Raw genomic sequence first — 17,293 nt, 5'->3', positions numbered from 1 at the left:
CGGGGCTCCGGGGCGGCCGGGTCAGCTGAAGACGATCATCGAGCCCTGGGCGAGGCTGCGGGTGACCGCCGCGTGCAGGCCGAGCCAGACGTGGCGCTCGCGGGCGAACGGATCGTCGTCGTACGGGACGGAGTTCGCCGGTTCCTCCAGCTCGGTGGGGGCGGCGGGCGGCAGGGGCGCGGCCGGCGGGTTCGCCGGGTCGATGCCGAGGGCCGGGGCGACGAACTCCAGCTCCCGCAGCAGCCCGTGCGCCGAACCGAGCGGGCCGCCCGCCGCCAGCAGGTCGTCGGTGGAGACGGGGGCGGCGAAGTCGAGCGGGACGTATGCCCCCGCGTGGTCGAAGTGCCACACCAGATGCGACTGCCGGGCCGTCTGCTCGAACATCTCCAGCAACTGCTCGTAGTCGCCGCCCAGCTCGTCGACCGGGGCGACGGCGAGGCCGCTGAGCTGGAGCAGATAGGCGCGGCGCAGCAGATGCAGCGCGTCGTAGTCGAAGCCGGCCACCGGAGCCACGTCCCCGGTCAGCCCCGGCATGTAGGCGTAGACGGGGACGGGCGGGAGTCCCGCCTCGCCCAGGGCCTTGTCGTAGAGGGCGATCTCTTCGGCGAACGGGTTGTCGGGGCTCTGGCACAGCACATCGACGAGGGGGACCAGCCACAGGTCACAGGCCACGAAGTCTCGCTCTCCAACGGGGGCGTGCGGTGGTCGGGACAGCGTAATGCGGCGGGCACCGCACGCACAGTGGCCGCCCGTGACCTGCGTCCCGAGCGGGGCGGGGTTCAGCCACCGGCTCCGGGGCCCCCCGCGGCCGTGCCGGGTTCGGAGAGGCGGTCGGCCCAGTCCAGTGCGTGGCTGTTGTAGTCGTCGATCGCCGTCCGCAGGGCGTCGCGGTCCCGGTGCGTGATCGCGGCGACCAGGTCGGTGTGGCCGTTCCACAGCCAGTTCCGCAGGTCGGCGTCGCCCCGCAGGTACGGCACGGCGAACACCCAGGCCTGGACGCGCAGCCGTTGCAGGAAGTCGCTGATGTACCCGTTGCCGATGAGCCCGCCCAGTTCCCGCCAGAAGCGCAGGTCGTAGCCGATCAGGATATCCAGGTCACCGCCGCGCGCGGCGCGGGCGGCCTCCTCGGCCCGGCGCCGTACGGAGACGAGCGCGTCCCGGTAGTCGCCGCGCCGCTCCGGGACGGGGTCGTGGAAGACGTCCCGGATGACCCCGTCCATGACCAGGGCGCGGGCCTCCACCATCGCCCGGTAGTCCGCGATCGAGAACTGGTGCACCCGGAAGCCCCGGTGCTGGTCGGATTCGAGGAGTCCCTGCGCGGACAGGTCGAACAGCGCCTCGCGGACGGGCGTCGCGGAGACCCCGTACTGCTCGGCGATCTGCTTGACGGTGAACTCCCGCCCCGGCAGCAGACGCCCGGCGAGCACCTCGTCGCGCAGCGCGTCCGCGATCTGCTGCCGCAGGGTGCTGCGGGTGACGGCTCCGCTCGCGCACATGGCGCCCCTCCCCCATTCGGTACCGGGTCACCTTAGACCGGGGCCGTACCGGACCGGAGCCCCGGAGGGGCCCCGGCGGGCCGATCCACGCCGCTATTCTCGTCCCCGTCCGGCGTGTTGTCGTACGGGGGAGGCCGCACACCATGGAGAAGCTCGGGTCCACCGACCCACAGCGCATCGGGGCGTACCGCTTGCTGGGGCGCCTCGGCGCCGGGGGGATGGGCCAGGTGTATCTGGCCCGCTCCGACCGCGGCCGCACGGTCGCGCTCAAGCTCGTACGCGAGGAGCTGGCCGCCCAGCAGGAGTTCCGCGACCGGTTCCGGCAGGAGGTGGGCGCCGCCCGCCGGGTGGGCTCCCGGTGGACCGCGCCCGTGCTGGACGCGGACACGGAGGCCGATGTGCCGTGGGTCGCGACCGGCTATGTGGCCGGGCCCTCCCTGCACACCACCGTCTCCGGCCGGTCCGGCGCCGCGTCCGGGCAGGCCCCCGGCACGTACGGGCCGCTGCCGGAGCGGTCCGTACGCATTCTCGGCGCCGGGCTGGCGCACGCCCTCAAGGACATCCACACGGCGGGGCTCATCCACCGGGACCTGAAGCCCTCCAACATCCTCCTCACGATCGACGGTCCGCGCGTCATCGACTTCGGGATAGCCAGGGCCCTGGACACTGTCACGGACGGCGGCCTGACCCGGACCGGCGCGCTGGTCGGCTCGCCCGGCTTCATGTCCCCGGAGCAGGTGCGGGGCGAGCGGGTGAGCGCGGCGAGCGACGTGTTCTGTCTGGGGTCGGTGCTGACGTACGCCCTGACCGGGCGGCTGCCCTTCGGCGCCGCGGCCAACGAGATGCACGCCCTGCTGTTCCGCATCGCGCAGGAGGACCCGGACCTGACCGGCGTCACCCCGGGCCTCGACGACCTCATACGGGGCTGTCTGCACAAGGACCCGCGGGCCAGACCGTCCACGGACGACCTGCTGGCGCTGCTGGCGGACGGCGACACCGGCACGGAGCCCTGGCTGCCGGGCGCGCTCATCGCCCAGCTCGGCCGGCACGCGGTGGAGCTGCTGGACTCGGAGGACCCGGAGGACGCGGTGCCGGCCGGGTTCGGGCCGGATGGCGGCGTACTCCTCGGCAAGTCGACCCCGCCCGCCGTACCTGCAGCGCCCTCCGCCGAGCCCGCCACCGAGGTGCTCGACGCCCCTGCCGGGCCGGCCGTCCCGCCGCAGGCTCCCGCGCAGCCCGTGCCCGGTCCGGTCCACGCGCTCCCCGCCCCGGCGGGGCCTGCCACCCCGCCGAGCGGACCGCCGCCTGTCGCCGTGCCCGCGCCACCGCCAGGCTACGGATACCCGCAGCAGCCGGTCCAGCCGCAGCACGCCCAGGGCTTCGGCCCCCCGCAGCAGCCCCAGCACGGCCAGGGTTACGGCCACCCGCAGCAGCCGAGCCCGGTCCACGGCTACCCCTACGGCTTCCCGCAGCAGCCCGGCCCCGGCTCCACACCGCCGTACGGCCCCGGCTACCCCACCGGCACCCAGCATCCGGCCCCCGCCCCGGAGCCGGCCCGCAGGCGCAGCGGCTCGACCATCGCGCTGATCGTCGTCGCCGTACTGGTCGCGATAGGGGCCGGCGGGTCCGTCTACGCGCTCATGAACGACAGGGGCGACGCGCCCGCGCCGAAGCCCACCCGCTCGACCGGCCCCACCCCGACCGAGACCGTGGAGGTCTCCCCCTCCCCCGATGTCTCCACGAGCCCGTCGCCGGACGTCGATGTGGAGGGCGGCATCCCCGAGGGCTACCTGGGCTCCTGGTCCGGCAGCATCGACAACGCCACCGGGCACTCCACCCGTGAACTGGTCATCCGCCAGGGCGAGGTGGGCGAAACCGTGCTCACCCTGACTGCCGAGGGCCCGCTCGCCGGCGGTGGCACCTACCACTGCGTCTTCGAGGCGGCGCTGACGGAGGAGGCCGCCGAGGGCGAGTCGGTCGACATCGGCCCCTCCACCGTGACGGAGGGCGAGCCCGCGGCCTCCTGTTCTCCGGGCGCGCCGACCACGCTCACCCTGCTCCCGGACGGCCGGCTGAGCCGTGAGAACACGTCCAGCGGCGAGAAGCTCACGTACACGAAGACCGGCTGACGGGCCGCCGGGCCGGGCGGGGCGGCCGTCGCCGGCCGTCCGCGCCCCCGTCCTCACTGGACCAGCGGCCGGACGGACATGAGCAGGTGCTGGTGGACGGTGTCCCCCGCTCCGTCCGCGGCGGCGGCCGCGTCCTCGTGGTCCGGGTGCCCGGTGAGCATGGCGCGCTGGCCCTGGCCCATCAGATGGAACCGGACTATCGGGGCGTCGAAGGAGGCCAGCGCGTCCATCAGGTAGGACGGGTTGAAGGCGACGGTGATCTCGTCGGCGCCCCGAAGCGCGGCGGGCAGCCGCTGGGAGGCGACGTCGTCCTCGTAACCGGCCTGGAGCAGGACGGAGTCGGCGGTGAAGGCGAACTGGAGGGGGCTGTCGCCGTCCGCCACCACCGCGACCCGCTTCACGGCCTCGATCAGCGGTTCGAGCTCCGTCACCGCGCTGACCGGCCCGTTCAGCAGGAACAGCTTGTCGTGGCGCGGGAGCCGTCCGTCGAGCAGCCGGACCGTGGTGCGCATGCCCTCCCGCTCGAAGCCGGCCGAGCCGCCGTCCAGGGCGAGGCGGACCGTACCGGGGCGGGCTCCGACCGAGCGGGCGATCTCGCTGAGCCGGCGGGCCGAGACGACGACGTCCGCCGTGACGCCGTGCGAGGCGGGACGCCAGTCGAGCGTACGGACGGCGAAGCGGTAGCGGTCCGTGGCCGCCAGGGTCATCCGCTCGCCGTCGAGGCCCAGGCGGATGCCGGTGAGCGTGGGAAGGGTGTCGTCCCGGCCGGCGGCCACCGACACATCGGCGACGGCCGCCGCGAACTCCTGCCCGTCCATCTCGCCGAGGATTTCGGGCAGCGGCGGCAGCGCGGGGTAGTCGTCCAGCGGGAGGACCGACAGGCCGAAGCCGGCGTCCCCGCCCTTCACCGTGAACCGCGAGCCCTCGACGGCGCACTCCACCGGCCCCTCGGGCAGCACCTTGCACACGTCCAGCAGCCGGCGGCCCATGACCAGGACCTTTCCCGGCCGGCCGGTCCGGGCACCGACCTCGATACGGGCGGACGCCTCGTAGTCCAGGCCGGAGATGGTCAGCCCGTCGTCCGCCGCCTCCAGCAACAGGCCGCCGAGGACGGGCACGGGCGACCTGGTGGGCAGCACGCGGGCGGCCCAGGCCACGGCGTTCGTCAGTTCGCCGCGTTCGATCCTGAATTCCATCGTGGTGACCTCTCCTCGTGCGCCGACCGCCTGTGCCGCTGACGATTCCGACGCTAGAGGCCACCACTGACAACGCGGTGGGGGATGCCCCCGGCCACGAGGCCGGGGGCATCCCCCACACGAGTGAATTCGTCGGTCAGCAGCTCAGGTTGGAGCCGGGCGTGGTGCCGAGGATCTGCACGAACGCCTGGTACTTGGTGATGCGGCTCTGGACCTGGGCAGGGTTGCCGCCGTTGCACTCCAGCGAGCCGTTGATGGAGCGGATCGTCTCACCGAATCCGGCACCGTTCACCATGGCGTTGTGCGCGGTCATGGTGCCGGGGCCGTTCTGGGTGTTCCAGTACCAGAGGCCGGTCTTCCAGGCCACGGCGGAGTTCTGCTCGACCAGGTAGGGGTTGCCCAGCAGGTCGATGCCGAGCGCGTCGCCCGCGGCCTTGTAGTTGAAGTTCCAGCTGAGCTGGATCGGACCGCGCCCGTAGTACGCGGCCTGGCCGGCCGGGCAGCCGTAGGGCTGGCTGCTGTCGCAGTAGTGCGGGTAGTTGGCGGTGTTCTGCTCCTTGACGTACACCAGCCCGCCGGTCTCGTGGCTGACGTTGGCGAGGAAGGCCGCGGCCTCCTGCTTCTTGACGGTGTCGCTGCCGGTCTTGGCGAAGCCCGGGTAGGCGCCCAGGGCGTCGACCAGCCCGCTGTACGTGTAGAAGGAACTGCGGTTGGGGAACATCTGGTTGAACTGCGCCTCGGTGACCACGAAGTCGGAAGGCGTGCCCGGGTCGCCCGGGTCCGTGCCGCCGTCGTTCCCGCCGCACACGCCCTTGTCGGACCACACGTCGGAGTTGCCGGGCTTCTCGTTCTGCGTCCACCACTTGGCGGTCCAGTTGTGCCCGTTGTACGAGGCGGTGCCGCCGCCGGTGTACACGGAGTTGGCGCTCCAGGGGGCCGCGCAGTCGGCGGCCGATGCCGTGGTGGCGGGGAGTACGACGAGTCCCGCGACGACCGCGCCCAGCGCGGCGAGCAGGCCCATGATGCGTCGGTACATCTGCACACTCCTTCGTCGCGGCGCACGGATCGTCGCGGTGCGCCGCTGTGGGGGGTTGCGGTCACTCAAGCGCGATTGGTCTGGACCTGTCAAGGTCTAGACCAGCAAATCGACCCCGCGGAGTGGAAAACCCCGGAACCTGTCCGCGATGCGGGACCGCGGTCGTTCCGGGGTTTGAGAAAGCGTCAGCAGGTAAGGCCGGAGCCCGGGGCGACGCCGATGACATCCGTGATGTGCTCGTACTTGGCGACCCGCGCCTGCACCGAGCCGGGGTTGCCGCCGTCGCACTCCAGCGCGCCGTTGAGCGAGCGGATCGTCTCACCGAAGCCCGCGCCGCCCACCATGGCCTCGTGGGACGTCATGGTGCCGGGGCCGTTCTGGGTGTTCCAGTACCAGAGCGCCGTCTGCCAGGCGATCGACGGGTCGCGCTCCACCATCCACGGGTCGTTGAGCAGATCGAGGCCGAGCGCGTCGCCCGCGGCCTTGTAGTTGAAGTTCCAGCTGAACATGATCGGCCCGCGCCCGTAGTACGCGGACTGGCCCGCCGGGCAGCCGAACGGCTGGCTGTAGTCGCACTTGATCCAGTAGTTGTCCTCGTTGATCTCCTTCACGTACTGCAGCCCGACCGACTCGAAGTCGGCGTGCGTCAGGAAGGCCGCCGCCTCGCGGCTCCTGGTCTGCTCGGTCCCGGTGTTCGCGAAGCGCGGGTACGCGTGCAGCGCGTCGATCAGGCCCTGGTAGGTGTAGAAGGAGTCGCGCTTGGGGAAGATCTCGTCGAACTCCTCCTCACTGATGACGAAGTCGGACACTCCCCCTGTACACGCGCCGTCGTCCGCCCAGACGCTCGTGGCGCCCGGATTCTCGTTCTGCGTCCACCACTTCGCCGTCCAGTTCCGGCCATGGTGCGAGACGGTGCCGCCCGCCCTGTAGGCGGTCGAGGACTTCCACAGCGGTGCGCACGCCTCGGACGCGACGGTGTCCGATGCGGCCGGCGCGGCGGTGGCGGCGCCGGGCAGAAAGGCCGCGGTCGCGACGACCGCGCTCAGTACGGTCAGGATGCTCTTGATGCGGTTCAGAGCTGCTCACTCCTTCGACGAGGACGGGCATGGCTCGCCGCACACCTCGGCGGGCGGGCCGTACGGGCACCCTGCACCCAACCGTCGCTGGTCTGGACCTGTCAAGGTCTAGACCAGCCTGCTCCTTCGGTCCGCACACACCGGACGGCCGGGGCCGATACGCCGGAGGGCCGGGGCTCAACCGCCGCCCCGGCCCTCCGTACATCCCCGCGACTACAGGAAGGAGTTGATCTCGATCGTCTCGGTACGGCCGGGGCCGACGCCGATGGCGGAGATCGGGGCGCCGGACATCTCCTCCAGCGCCTTCACGTACGCCTGGGCGTTCTTCGGCAGGTCGCCGAAGGTCTTCGCCTTGGTGATGTCCTCCGACCAGCCCGGCAGCATCTCGTAGACGGGCTTGGCGTGGTGGAAGTCGGTCTGGCTGTACGGAAGCTCCTCGACGCGCTTGCCGTCGATCTCGTACGCCACGCACACCGGGATCTGCTCCCAGCCGGTCAGCACGTCCAGCTTGGTGAGGAAGAAGTCGGTGAGGCCGTTGACCCGCGTCGCGTACCGCGCGATGACCGCGTCGAACCAGCCGCAGCGGCGGTCACGGCCGGTGGTGACACCGCGCTCGCCGCCGATCCGGCGCAGCGCCTCGCCGTCCTCGTCGTGCAGCTCCGTCGGGAACGGGCCGGCGCCGACGCGGGTGGTGTACGCCTTGAGGATGCCGATGACGCGCGTGATCTTGGTCGGGCCCACACCGGCCCCGGTGCAGGCGCCGCCCGCGGTGGGGTTCGACGAGGTGACGAACGGGTACGTGCCGTGGTCGACGTCGAGCAGCGTGCCCTGGCCGCCCTCGAACAGGACGACCTTGCCCTCGTCGATGGCGTTGTTCAGGATGAGCGTCGTGTCGGCGACGTACGGCTTGATCTGCTCCGCGTACTGGAGCATGTCCTCGACGACCTTGCCGGCCTCGATGGCGCGCCGGTTGAAGACCTTGGCCAGAAGCTGGTTCTTCTGCTCCAGGGCCGCCTCGACCTTCTGCTCCAGGATCGACTCGTCGTAGAGGTCCTGGACGCGGATGCCGACCCGGTTGATCTTGTCGGCGTACGTCGGGCCGATACCGCGCCCGGTGGTGCCGATCTTGCGCTTGCCGAGGAACCGTTCCGTCACCTTGTCGACGGTGACGTTGTACGGGGTGATCAAATGAGCGTTACCGCTGATCAGCAGCTTCGACGTGTCCACGCCGCGGTCGTTCAACCCACTCAGCTCGGAGAGCAGGACCGCCGGGTCGACGACGACACCGTTGCCGATGACGGGGGTACATCCCGGTGACAGGATGCCGGAGGGGAGGAGATGCAGTGCGTACTTCTGGTCGCCGACGACCACCGTGTGGCCGGCGTTGTTGCCGCCCTGGTAGCGCACCACATAGTCCACGGAGCCACCGAGGAGGTCGGTGGCCTTTCCCTTGCCCTCGTCACCCCACTGAGCACCGAGCAGCACAAGTGCGGGCACAGGCGTACACCCCTTCCGGGCGGGGCATGTCCAAGGTCAGGGGGCGTACGAGAACGCCGTACATGCCGTACGTCGTTGTACGGCACAGTCCGAACCGTCGAACCGGTTGCCCCGGTATAGACGAAACCCCTGGCGCAATAGCGCAAGGGGCTCTTGCACCAAGATGCTACCCGAGGAAGGTCCGAGGTGTCGGCTGCCCAGCCCCCCGGTAACGGCGCGCCCCATCTGCTGGTGGTGGTCGATCCGGTCGCCCGCCGGACGGACGGCGAGTCCGTACGCATCGCGAAGGACGTGCTGAGCGCGGGCTCGCACGCGAAGATCTGTCTCCCGGACAGCCCCGGCGAATTCGCCCGCGCGCTGGCCCGCCGGGGTGGCCGGCGGCCGGTGGTGATCGGCGACGACCGGGCGCTGCGGCGCGCGGTGTCCCTGCTGCACCGGGAGCGGGAGCCCGCCATGAGCGCGCTCTCGCTGGTGCCGGTGGGCGCGTCGGACACGCTGGAGCTCGCCCACTCGCTGGGGGTGCCGAACGGTGCCGTGGCGGCGGCGCGCACGGCCCTGGACGGGGCGGTGCGCCGGCTGGACCTGCTCGTGGACGACAGCGACGGCGTGGTCCTGGGGGCGCTGCGCATCCCCGCGCTGAACGGCGCGCCGGGGACGGGCGCCGACCGCTCGGGCATGACCGCCGTCTGGGACACCTGCCGCTCCCTGGTCCGCACGCTGGTGCGTCCCGCTCCCCCGGAGCCGATCGGCGGGGCGGCGACGCACCGGCTGCGGGTGGAGGCGGACGGCGTCGTGCTGAACGACCTGGACCGTCCGGTCGCCTCGGTGACGGTGACTTCCGGGTGCGGTGACGGGGGTGTGGCCGCCGTGACGATCGACGCGCCGGACACCGCTCCGGTGACCGCGGAGGCGAAGGCCGTGACGGTGTCGGGGGCGGATTTCCGCTACCGGGCGGACATACAGGTGGCGGGGCCGGTGCGGACGCGGACGTGGACGGTACGGGCGGGGGCCTGGGGGCTGGTGCTTCCGGCGAAGTGACGGGCGCTCCGGGGGCGGGGGCCGGGGCCTTCGTCAGGCGCCCTCGTCCGGGGTGCCCGTCGGCAGGTCGAGGGTCTTGCGGTGCTCGTGCCAGCGGCCCATCAGCCCCTCCAGCTCCGCCTGGAGGAATTCGAAGAAGGCCGCCGTCTCGGCGATCCGGGCACCGGCCGGGGTGTGCTCGCCGAGCGTGCGCGCGCCTTCCTTGAGCGTGCGCTCCCAGCGGGTGAGCACCTGGTCGCGGCTGGCGAAGGTGGTGTACCAGATCTCGTTGTGCAGGCGGTAGCGGTCGCGGCGCGAGCCCGGTTCGCGTTCGCGGCCGACCATGCTGACCTGGGTCAGGTAGTTGATCGCGCCGGAGACGGCGGCCGGGCTGATCTGCAGGGCCAGGGCCAGCTCCGCCGACGTCATGGAGGCGTCGTCGTCCGCGAGCAGGGCGGCGAAGACGCGGGACGCCATGCGCTGCATCCCCGCCTCGGTCATCTCGGACGCGAAGCGCTCGACGAAGCGGGCGACCGCCTCCGCGTCGCGGTCCTCCGGCTTCCGGACCACGGCCTTCGGTGCGCTCGCCGCCGCGGATTCGCCGCTCATCCCGCTCCACTCCCTCTGTGGCCACTGTCTGTCACTCCTTCGAGTTTATACGCTTCCTTAACTTCATAAATTTGTGAAAGTAGCGTACGTTCAGAAGCATGACGAAGGCAATCTCCGTGGCCGGACTGTGCAAATCGTTCGGCCGGACGCAGGCGCTGGACGGTCTCGACCTGTCCGTCGAGACCGGTGAGGTCCACGGCTTTCTCGGGCCGAACGGCTCGGGGAAGTCCACCACCATCCGGGTGCTGCTCGGGCTGCTGAGACCGGACTCCGGTGCGGCTCGGCTGCTCGGCCGCGACCCTTGGCACGACGCGGTCGAGCTGCACCGCCGCGTGGCCTACGTCCCCGGAGACGTCACGCTGTGGCGCAATCTCTCCGGCGGCGAGGTGATCGACCTGTACGGGAGGCTGCGCGGCGGCCTCGACGAGGCCCGGCGGGCGGCTCTCGTCGACCGGTTCGAGCTCGACCCGACCAAGAAGGGCCGGACGTACTCCAAGGGCAACCGGCAGAAGGTGGCCCTGGTCGCCGCCTTCGCCTCGGACGTCGATCTGCTGATCCTGGACGAGCCGACCAGCGGCCTGGACCCGCTGATGGAGGAGGTCTTCCAGAACTGCGTGGCGGAGGAGCGCGAGCGCGGTCGTACGGTCCTGCTCTCCAGCCACATCCTCAGCGAGGTGGAGTCCCTCTGCGACCGCGTCAGCATCATCCGGCAGGGCCGGACGGTGGAGACCGGCTCGCTGGCGGACATGCGCCATCTGACGCGGACGAACATCAGCGCCGAGCTGATGCGCGATCCGGACGGCCTGGCCCGGCTCCCCGGCGTGCACGACCTGGACATACAGGGGCGGCGGGTCTCGCTCCAGGTCGACACGGACCGGCTGGACGCCGTCCTCAAGACGCTGTCCGCATCCGGTGTCCGCTCCCTGACCAGCACCCCGCCCACGCTGGAGGAGCTCTTCCTCCGCCACTACGCGACGGACGCCGCGCAGTCGACGGGGGTGGGGGCGCGATGACCGCCGTACCCCTGGCCGCGGCAGCCGGTGCGCGCCGGCGGGCCGGTGCCGGGCAGCTCACGGGGACCTGGACCCTGCTGAGGCTCGCTCTGCGACGCGACCGCATCGTCATCCCCGTCTGGGTCCTCGTGCTCGGCGGGTCGTTCTCCTCCGTCGGATCATCCATCTCCTCGCTCTACGGGACACCCGAGCAGCGGGCCGAACTCGCCGCGTCGATGAACGGCAACAGCTCCGTGCGGGCGATGTACGGACCCGTCTTCGACGACTCCGTGGGCGGGCTGGTCAGCTGGCGCATGCTCGCCTTCGGCGCGGCTCTGGCCGCGGTGATGAGCCTGGTCGTCGTCGTGCGGCACACCCGCGAGGAGGAGGAGACCGGCCGTCAGGAAATGCTGTCCTCCGCGATGGTCGGACGCCGCGCCCCGCTCACCGCGGCACTGCTCGCGGCCCTCGTCGCCAATGCAGCCCTGGGCCTGGTGATCGTGGCCGGGATGGCCGGCTCGGGTACGGGGGGCGCGGGAGCGGTGGCGCTCGCTTCCGCCGTCGCAGGGGTGGGTGTGCTGTTCGCCTGCACCGCCGCGATCGCCGCGCAGTTCACGGAGAGCGCCCGCCTGGCGAAGGGGCTCACCGCGGCCGTGGTGGGCGCGGCGTTCGTCCTGAAGGCGGCGGGCGACTCGGCGGCGGACGACGGCTCCGCCGTCCTCACCCGGCTCTCCCCGCTCGGCTGGGCGGAGAACGTCCGGCCGTACGCGGACGAGCGGTGGTGGGTGCTGCTGCTGATCGCCGGCGCGGTGGTCGTGCAGGCGGCCCTGGCCTACGCGCTGGCCGGGCGCCGGGATGTCGGCATGAGTTTCCTGGCCGCGCGGCCCGGTCCGGCCCGAGGGCGGATGTCGACCGCCACTGCTCTCGCGTTCCGGCTGCAGCGCGGCGCGCTCCTGGGGTGGACGGTGTCCTTCGCGGTGGTCGGCTTCGTCTTCGGCGGCCTGGCCGACGGGGCGGCGGACCTGGTCGGGGACAACGAGAAGGCCAGGGAGATCTTCGAGCGGATGGGCGGGCAGTCCGGCCTCACGGACGCGTTCCTGGCCTCGATGGTCTCCGTGCTCGGCATGACCGCGGCCCTGTACATCGCCGCGTCGGTGCTCCGGATGCACGGGGAGGAGACCGCCGGACGCGCGGAGCCGGTGCTCGCCGGTGCGACCGGACGGGTCGGCTGGGCGGCCGGTCATCTGCTCATCGCCTTCGGCGGGGCTGCCCTGATCATGGCGGTCGGCGGACTCGGCCTGACGGCGGGGTACGGGCGGGCGCTGCCCGCGGTGCTCGGCGCCTCACTGGCGCAGCTGCCCGCGATCTGGCTGCTCGGCGGGGTCACGGTCCTGCTGTACGGGGCGATACCGAAGGCGGCGCCCGCGAGCTGGGGCCTGGTGGGGCTGTGTCTGGCGCTCGGCTGGATCGGGCCCGCCCTGGACCTGCCGCAGCCGGTGATGAACGTCTCGCCGTTCACGCATCTGCCGAAGCTGCCGGGGGCGGGGATGGAGTGGGGGCCGGTGGTGCTCCTCACCGTCCTGTCGGCGGCGCTGGTGGCCGGCGCGCTGGCGGCACTGCGCCGCCGCGACCTGCTGACGTGACGGGCCCACCGGGGCGGGCAGGGCGAGCAGAACAGGCAAGGCAGGCAGAACGAGCGGGTGAGGCGGACGACGGTGGGGGGGCTGTCGTCCGCCCGTGGCCTCACACCTCGACCCGCAGCTCCTTCACGCCCCTGATGACGTACCCGGGATTCCACTCGGGTTCGGCGACCAGGCGGAGCCCTGGCGCCTTGCGCAGCAGCTCACCGAAGGAGGCGGCCAGCTCGACGCGGGCCAGCGGGGCACCCAGACAGAAGTGGATGCCGGCACCGAAGGTGATGTGCGGGTTCTCCCGCCGGGCGAGGTCGAGCGTGTCCGGGTCCGTGAAGCGGGCCGGGTCGCGGTTGGCGGAGCCGAAGAGCAGCGCCACCTCGGAGCCCCGGGGAATGACCGTGCCGTCGATCTCGATGTCGTCCAGGACCCAGCGCTCGAACATCTGGAGGGGGGTGTCGTACCGCATCAGTTCTTCCAGCGCGGTGGGCAGCAGCCCGTGGTCGGCGCGCAGGGCGGCCAGCTGTTCGGGGTGGCGCAGCAGCGTCCACCAGCCGTTGACCGTGGTGTTGACCGTCGCTTCGTGCCCGGCGTTCAGAAGGAGGACACAGGTGGAGACCATCTCCTGCTCGGTCAGCCGCTCGCCCTCGTCGTGGGCGGCGACAAGGGCGGAGATGAGGTCGGGGCCGGGGTTGACCCGACGCTCGGCGATCAGCTCCCGCAGATACTCGGAGAACTCGACGGAGGCGCGGACGGCGGCGCGAGCGGTCTCCTCGGACGGGTTGAGCTCGAACATCCCGCAGATCGCGGCGGACCAGGGCCGCAGCGGAGCCCGGTCGGACTCCGGAATACCGAGCATCTCGGCGATCACGGCGACCGGCAGCGGTTCGGCGACGGCCGCGAGCAGATCGCCTCCGCCCTGCTCGACGAACGCGTCGACGAGCCCGGCGGCCAGCCGCTGGACGGTGGGGACGAGCTGTTCGACGGTGCGCGGGGTGAACGCCTTGGAAACCAGGCGGCGGATACGGGTGTGGTCCGGCGGTTCGAGGTCCAGCAGCCCCTGGCCGTTGAGGGTTTCGAAGGGCTCGTGCTCGGGGGGCGGGGGTGTCCTGCCGAACTCCTCGTGCGTGAACCGGTGGAGGTAGGTGCGTCCCAGCCGCCGGTCGCGCAGCAGGGCCGACACGTCGGCGTAGTGCGGGACGAGCCACTGGTCGGTGGGCTCGAAGTAGTGCGCCCGGCCGGTGGCCCGCAGCTCGGCGTAGGCGGGGTAGGGATCGGCGACGAACGCCGCTGACCAGGGGTCGAACGGTGCGGGGGAGGTGCTGGGCTGTTCCATGACCCGACGCTAACCGGCCACCCCGGACCGGGCCAGCCCTCGGCTGCGGGAAGGCTGCGGACCGGCGGCCGGCCGCACCGAACGGCGCGGGCCCGCCCCTGGAGTGCCGGGGACGGCGAAGGTTCAGGAAGGGGTGACCAAGCGGGCTTCGTAGGCGAAGACGGCGGCCTGGGTGCGGTCGCGCAGGCCGAGTTTGACCAGGATGCGGCTCACATGGGTCTTGATCGTGGATTCGGCGACGACCAGGTGCCCGGCGATCTCCGCGTTCGACAGGCCCTGGGCGATGAGGACGAGCACTTCCGTCTCGCGCTCGGTCAGGTCGCCGACCCGGGCCAGGGCCGGAGGGCGGGGGGCTGCGGCCAGCTTCGAGAACTCGGTGATCAGGCGCCGGGTGACGGTGGGGGCGAGCAGTGCCTCGCCGGCGGCGACCACGCGGACGCCGTCCGCGAGCTGGCGGGCCGATGCGTCCTTGAGGAGGAAGCCGGAGGCGCCCGCGCGCAGGGCCTGGTAGACGTACTCGTCGAGGTCGAAGGTGGTGAGGACCAGGACCTTCGCGTCCTCGTCGGCGGCGACGATCTCGCGGGTCGCCTCGATTCCGTTGAGCTCCGGCATCCGGATGTCCATCAGGACCACGTCGGGGCGGAGCACGGCGGCCTGGGCGACGGCCTCGCGGCCGTTCACCGCCTCGCCGACGACCTCGATGCCCGGCATGGCGTTGAGCAGGACGGAGAAGCCCTCGCGGACCATCATCTGGTCGTCGACGATGAGGACCCGGATCGGCGCGGCGGGCGGCGGCGGTGTCGTCGTCATGCCCGCTCCCCCCAAGCCCGTTCCCCGAGAGCGCCGGTCGGCCCGGTAGACGTCCCCGCCCCGGTCGGCGCACCTGCTCCCGTCCCCGCCGATGCGCTCGCCCCGGTCGATGCGCCCGTGTCGGCCGGCTGGGCCGGGATGAAGGCGGTGACCTCGTAGCCGCCCTCCGGGGTGGCCTCGGCGGTCATCTCGCCGTTCAGCATGGTGACTCGCTCCCGCATCCCGGTGATCCCGTGGCCGGCGCCCGGTGACGGCTTCACCGGACCGGTCGGCGGCCCGTTGACGACGCGCAGCCCGAGGCCGCCGAGGACGTAGCCGATCTCCACCCGTGCGACGGCGCCCGGCGCGTGGCGCAGGCTGTTGCTGAGGGCTTCCTGGATGATCCGGTAGGCCGACAGCTCGACGCCCTGCGGCAGTTCGCGCACCGCTCCGGTCACCGCCTTCTCGGTCGCCAGCCCCGCCTCGCCCACGTTGGCGAGCAGCCGGTCGAGGTCGGCGAGGGTGGGCTGCGGGGCGTCCGGGGCCTCGTAGTCGTCGGCCCGGACGACGCCGAGCACCCGGCGCAGTTCGGTGAGCGCGGCCACCGCGTTCTCCCGGATCGTGACGAACGCCTGCTCCAGCTCCGGCGGCGGGTTCTCCACCCGGTACGGGGCGGCCTCGGCCTGGATGGCGACGACGGACATGTGGTGGGCGACCACGTCGTGGAGTTCGCGGGCGATCGTGGTGCGCTCCTCCAGCAGGGTGCGCCGGTCGCGCTCGACGGCGGTCACGGTGCGCTGCACGGTGACCTCGCGCTGCGCCTCCCGCCGGACCTGGACCAGGCTCACGAGAAGCAGGGCGAACGCCGAGGCCACCGCCATGCCCGCGGTGTTCGGTCCGCCGGTCCCGTTGGAGAGGGCGCTCTCGACGACGAGTCCCAGCAGCAGCGTCAGCGCCCACATCCAGGCGGCGGTACGCGGCCGGGTCCTGGCCGCGACCACGAACAGCACCACCAGATGGGAGAGGAAGGCGCTCGGCCCCCACGGCTGGGCGCCGCCCACGACAGCGCCCACCGGCACCAGCGCCATCGAGATCCAGAACGCCCCGACCGGCCTGATCAGCGTCATCGCCACGCAGATGGCGGGGAGCAGCCCGGCCATCAGCACGCCGCCGTTCCCCACGCTGGTGAATCCCGCCATGAACGTGATCAGCGCCGCGCCCAGGACCGCCGCGTGCGGGGCCCATGCCACCCGCGCGGCAAGGGCCTCCGGCAGCCGCCGGGTCAGCGGCCCGTCCGTGCGCATCGGTCCCATCGGCCGGTAGCCGAAGGCGTCCCGGAAGAGGTCCTGCCGCAGGCCCTCGATGGCCCCTGCGGCGTGCTGGAGTTCCGGGCTTCTGGTCTTGGTCTCGGTCACGCGTTCCACGGTAGGCGGGGCGTCCGGCCCGGTCGTCCGCACCGATACGGATATCCGGGCGTCCGTCGCAAGTACTACACGCGGCCAATGGCAGGCACAGCCCGGCGCACCAGCCGGCCTGCGGCCACCCACCCGGCCGCCCCGGTCCCCCGCTACCAGGCGAGCTGGGCGATCTCCTCCGCGACCACCGCGCACGCGTCGGCGGCCGGATCGATGAGCGGGAAGTGGCCGACGTCCGGCAGCAGCGTCAGCCCCACCGTCTCGCCCTCCTTCGCCGCCGCGTCCACGAACGCCTCGGAGACGGCCGCCGGCACCGTCAGGTCCGTGGTGCCCTGGACGACGACGGTCGCGATGCCGGTGGGCAGCAGCCGGGCCGGGTCGGCGTACGCGCTCCGCTCGGCGAAGTCCGACTCGGCGCCGAGGAACTGCCCGATCGCCCCCGAGCACACGTCGAGCGCGACCGCCGACGTGAAATCGGCGATCGGCGCGAGCGCCACGACCCCGCGCAGCGCGGGCGGCCTCGGCAGCCGCCACGGCGACCCCTCCGGCAGTACGTGCCGGGCGGCCGCCCACAGCGCCAGATGCCCGCCCGCGGAGTGCCCGGTGACGACGATGCGGCGGGGGTCCGCCGCGGGCAGCTCCCGTGCCAGCAGCGCCGGCAGCGCGTCCATCGCGGCGGCCACGTCGTCGAAGGTCTCCGGCCAGCGGCCCGCGACCGGACCGGTCCCCCGCTGCTGCGGAAGCTCGCTGCCGCGCCGGTACTCGACACAGGCCACGGCGAACCCGCGCCGGGCCAGGAAGTCCGCGAACGGCGACACATGCGCCCGGTCGTACGGGGCGCGCCACGCGCCGCCGTGCAGCACCACCACGACGGGCGCGCCGGTGCGGCCCCCGCGCGGGGCGTAGAAGTCGATCACCTGGTCCGGGTGGCTGCCGTAGGCGGCGGACGTGTCGGGGGCGACGGCCGGATGGGAGAAGGCCGACTCGGTCTCGGCGGCGTCCCGCTCGCGCGCGGCAGAATCCGACATCCCGCTCCACTCTCCCTGTGCCCGGGTCCTTCCGGCCCAACTGGCC

General features: G+C 72.4%; 15 protein-coding genes. 4 read left to right on the top strand and 11 right to left on the bottom strand.

Going from position 1 to position 17,293, the window contains the following annotated elements; all coding sequences use genetic code 11:
* Positions 1 to 21: 21 nt before the first annotated feature.
* Together OG710_RS14830 and OG710_RS14825 are read right to left on the bottom strand one after the other, a co-directional pair.
* On the bottom strand, positions 22 to 672 hold the full coding sequence (locus tag OG710_RS14830) for a hypothetical protein (RefSeq protein ID WP_111329967.1): 651 nt from the start codon (positions 670 to 672) through the stop codon (positions 22 to 24).
* Between the two features lie 107 nt (positions 673 to 779).
* Positions 780 to 1,496, bottom strand: coding sequence for a GntR family transcriptional regulator (locus OG710_RS14825; protein ID WP_330239757.1), 717 nt, complete (start codon positions 1,494 to 1,496; stop codon positions 780 to 782).
* Positions 1,497 to 1,639: 143 nt separating this feature from the next.
* On the opposite strand from OG710_RS14825, the gene OG710_RS14820 reads away from it, so the two are divergent.
* Complete coding sequence (locus OG710_RS14820; protein WP_330239756.1) at positions 1,640 to 3,625, top strand: serine/threonine-protein kinase; 1,986 nt, start codon at positions 1,640 to 1,642, stop codon at positions 3,623 to 3,625.
* Between the two features lie 53 nt (positions 3,626 to 3,678).
* Here OG710_RS14820 and dnaN read toward each other — a convergent pair whose 3' ends face one another.
* The 4 genes from dnaN to OG710_RS14800 form a co-directional block, all read right to left on the bottom strand.
* Entirely contained in the window at positions 3,679 to 4,821 is a 1,143-nt protein-coding gene (dnaN, locus tag OG710_RS14815) for a DNA polymerase III subunit beta (RefSeq protein ID WP_330239755.1), read from the bottom strand.
* Between the two features lie 136 nt (positions 4,822 to 4,957).
* Positions 4,958 to 5,857 (bottom strand): glycoside hydrolase family 19 protein, encoded by a 900-nt coding sequence (locus OG710_RS14810; RefSeq protein ID WP_330239754.1) that lies wholly within the window; start codon positions 5,855 to 5,857, stop codon positions 4,958 to 4,960.
* 185 nt (positions 5,858 to 6,042) lie between these two features.
* Positions 6,043 to 6,915, bottom strand: coding sequence for a glycoside hydrolase family 19 protein (locus tag OG710_RS14805; protein WP_330242255.1), 873 nt, complete (start codon positions 6,913 to 6,915; stop codon positions 6,043 to 6,045).
* 231 nt (positions 6,916 to 7,146) lie between these two features.
* On the bottom strand, positions 7,147 to 8,430 hold the full coding sequence (locus OG710_RS14800; RefSeq protein WP_111329959.1) for an adenylosuccinate synthase: 1,284 nt from the start codon (positions 8,428 to 8,430) through the stop codon (positions 7,147 to 7,149).
* 186 nt (positions 8,431 to 8,616) lie between these two features.
* Here OG710_RS14800 and OG710_RS14795 point away from each other — a divergent pair, with 186 nt between their 5' ends.
* Positions 8,617 to 9,468 carry a diacylglycerol kinase gene (locus tag OG710_RS14795; RefSeq protein WP_330239753.1) on the top strand — a complete coding sequence of 284 codons (852 nt, stop codon included), beginning with the start codon at positions 8,617 to 8,619 and terminating at the stop codon, positions 9,466 to 9,468.
* Positions 9,469 to 9,501: 33 nt separating this feature from the next.
* Here OG710_RS14795 and OG710_RS14790 read toward each other — a convergent pair whose 3' ends face one another.
* Complete coding sequence (locus tag OG710_RS14790) at positions 9,502 to 10,056, bottom strand: GbsR/MarR family transcriptional regulator (RefSeq protein ID WP_330239752.1); 555 nt, start codon at positions 10,054 to 10,056, stop codon at positions 9,502 to 9,504.
* A gap of 98 nt (positions 10,057 to 10,154) precedes the next feature.
* Here OG710_RS14790 and OG710_RS14785 point away from each other — a divergent pair, with 98 nt between their 5' ends.
* Together OG710_RS14785 and OG710_RS14780 are read left to right on the top strand one after the other, a co-directional pair.
* The gene (locus OG710_RS14785; RefSeq protein WP_330239751.1) at positions 10,155 to 11,069 is read left to right on the top strand and encodes an ABC transporter ATP-binding protein; all 915 of its coding nucleotides are present in this window, start codon (positions 10,155 to 10,157) and stop codon (positions 11,067 to 11,069) included.
* A complete protein-coding gene (locus OG710_RS14780) occupies positions 11,066 to 12,691 on the top strand; it encodes an ABC transporter permease (protein WP_330239750.1) in 1,626 nt (541 codons plus the stop codon). Before OG710_RS14785 ends, OG710_RS14780 begins: the two co-directional genes overlap by 4 nt.
* A 100-nt stretch (positions 12,692 to 12,791) precedes the next feature.
* Here the strand turns inward: OG710_RS14780 and OG710_RS14775 are convergent, their stop codons facing one another.
* From OG710_RS14775 to OG710_RS14760, 4 genes are all read right to left on the bottom strand, one after another.
* On the bottom strand, positions 12,792 to 14,015 hold the full coding sequence (locus OG710_RS14775; RefSeq protein ID WP_111329954.1) for a cytochrome P450: 1,224 nt from the start codon (positions 14,013 to 14,015) through the stop codon (positions 12,792 to 12,794).
* 123 nt (positions 14,016 to 14,138) lie between these two features.
* Positions 14,139 to 14,825 (bottom strand): response regulator transcription factor, encoded by a 687-nt coding sequence (locus OG710_RS14770; RefSeq protein ID WP_330239749.1) that lies wholly within the window; start codon positions 14,823 to 14,825, stop codon positions 14,139 to 14,141.
* Positions 14,822 to 16,219, bottom strand: a complete 1,398-nt coding sequence (locus OG710_RS14765; protein ID WP_330239748.1) for a sensor histidine kinase — start codon at positions 16,217 to 16,219, stop codon at positions 14,822 to 14,824. Before OG710_RS14765 ends, OG710_RS14770 begins: the two co-directional genes overlap by 4 nt.
* Before the next feature lie 152 nt (positions 16,220 to 16,371).
* Positions 16,372 to 17,247 carry an alpha/beta hydrolase family protein gene (locus OG710_RS14760; protein ID WP_330239747.1) on the bottom strand — a complete coding sequence of 292 codons (876 nt, stop codon included), beginning with the start codon at positions 17,245 to 17,247 and terminating at the stop codon, positions 16,372 to 16,374.
* Positions 17,248 to 17,293: the final 46 nt, after the last annotated feature.

The organism is Streptomyces sp. NBC_00525, assembly GCF_036346595.1.
In the GTDB taxonomy this organism is placed as follows: Bacteria; Actinomycetota; Actinomycetes; order Streptomycetales; family Streptomycetaceae; genus Streptomyces.
Note: the sequence above shows the minus strand (reverse complement) of the source record. Positions and strands in the feature narration are given on the sequence as shown.

Coding starts and splice junctions, on each gene's coding strand:
- OG710_RS14825 (WP_330239757.1), bottom strand. CDS start 1,496: ATGTGCGCGAGCGGAGCCGTCACCCGCAGCACCCTGCGGCAGCAGATC.
- OG710_RS14820 (WP_330239756.1), top strand. CDS start 1,640: ATGGAGAAGCTCGGGTCCACCGACCCACAGCGCATCGGGGCGTACCGC.
- dnaN (WP_330239755.1), bottom strand. CDS start 4,821: ATGGAATTCAGGATCGAACGCGGCGAACTGACGAACGCCGTGGCCTGG.
- OG710_RS14810 (WP_330239754.1), bottom strand. CDS start 5,857: ATGTACCGACGCATCATGGGCCTGCTCGCCGCGCTGGGCGCGGTCGTC.
- OG710_RS14790 (WP_330239752.1), bottom strand. CDS start 10,056: ATGAGCGGCGAATCCGCGGCGGCGAGCGCACCGAAGGCCGTGGTCCGG.
- OG710_RS14785 (WP_330239751.1), top strand. CDS start 10,155: ATGACGAAGGCAATCTCCGTGGCCGGACTGTGCAAATCGTTCGGCCGG.
- OG710_RS14780 (WP_330239750.1), top strand. CDS start 11,066: ATGACCGCCGTACCCCTGGCCGCGGCAGCCGGTGCGCGCCGGCGGGCC.
- OG710_RS14775 (WP_111329954.1), bottom strand. CDS start 14,015: ATGGAACAGCCCAGCACCTCCCCCGCACCGTTCGACCCCTGGTCAGCG.
- OG710_RS14770 (WP_330239749.1), bottom strand. CDS start 14,825: ATGACGACGACACCGCCGCCGCCCGCCGCGCCGATCCGGGTCCTCATC.
- OG710_RS14760 (WP_330239747.1), bottom strand. CDS start 17,247: ATGTCGGATTCTGCCGCGCGCGAGCGGGACGCCGCCGAGACCGAGTCG.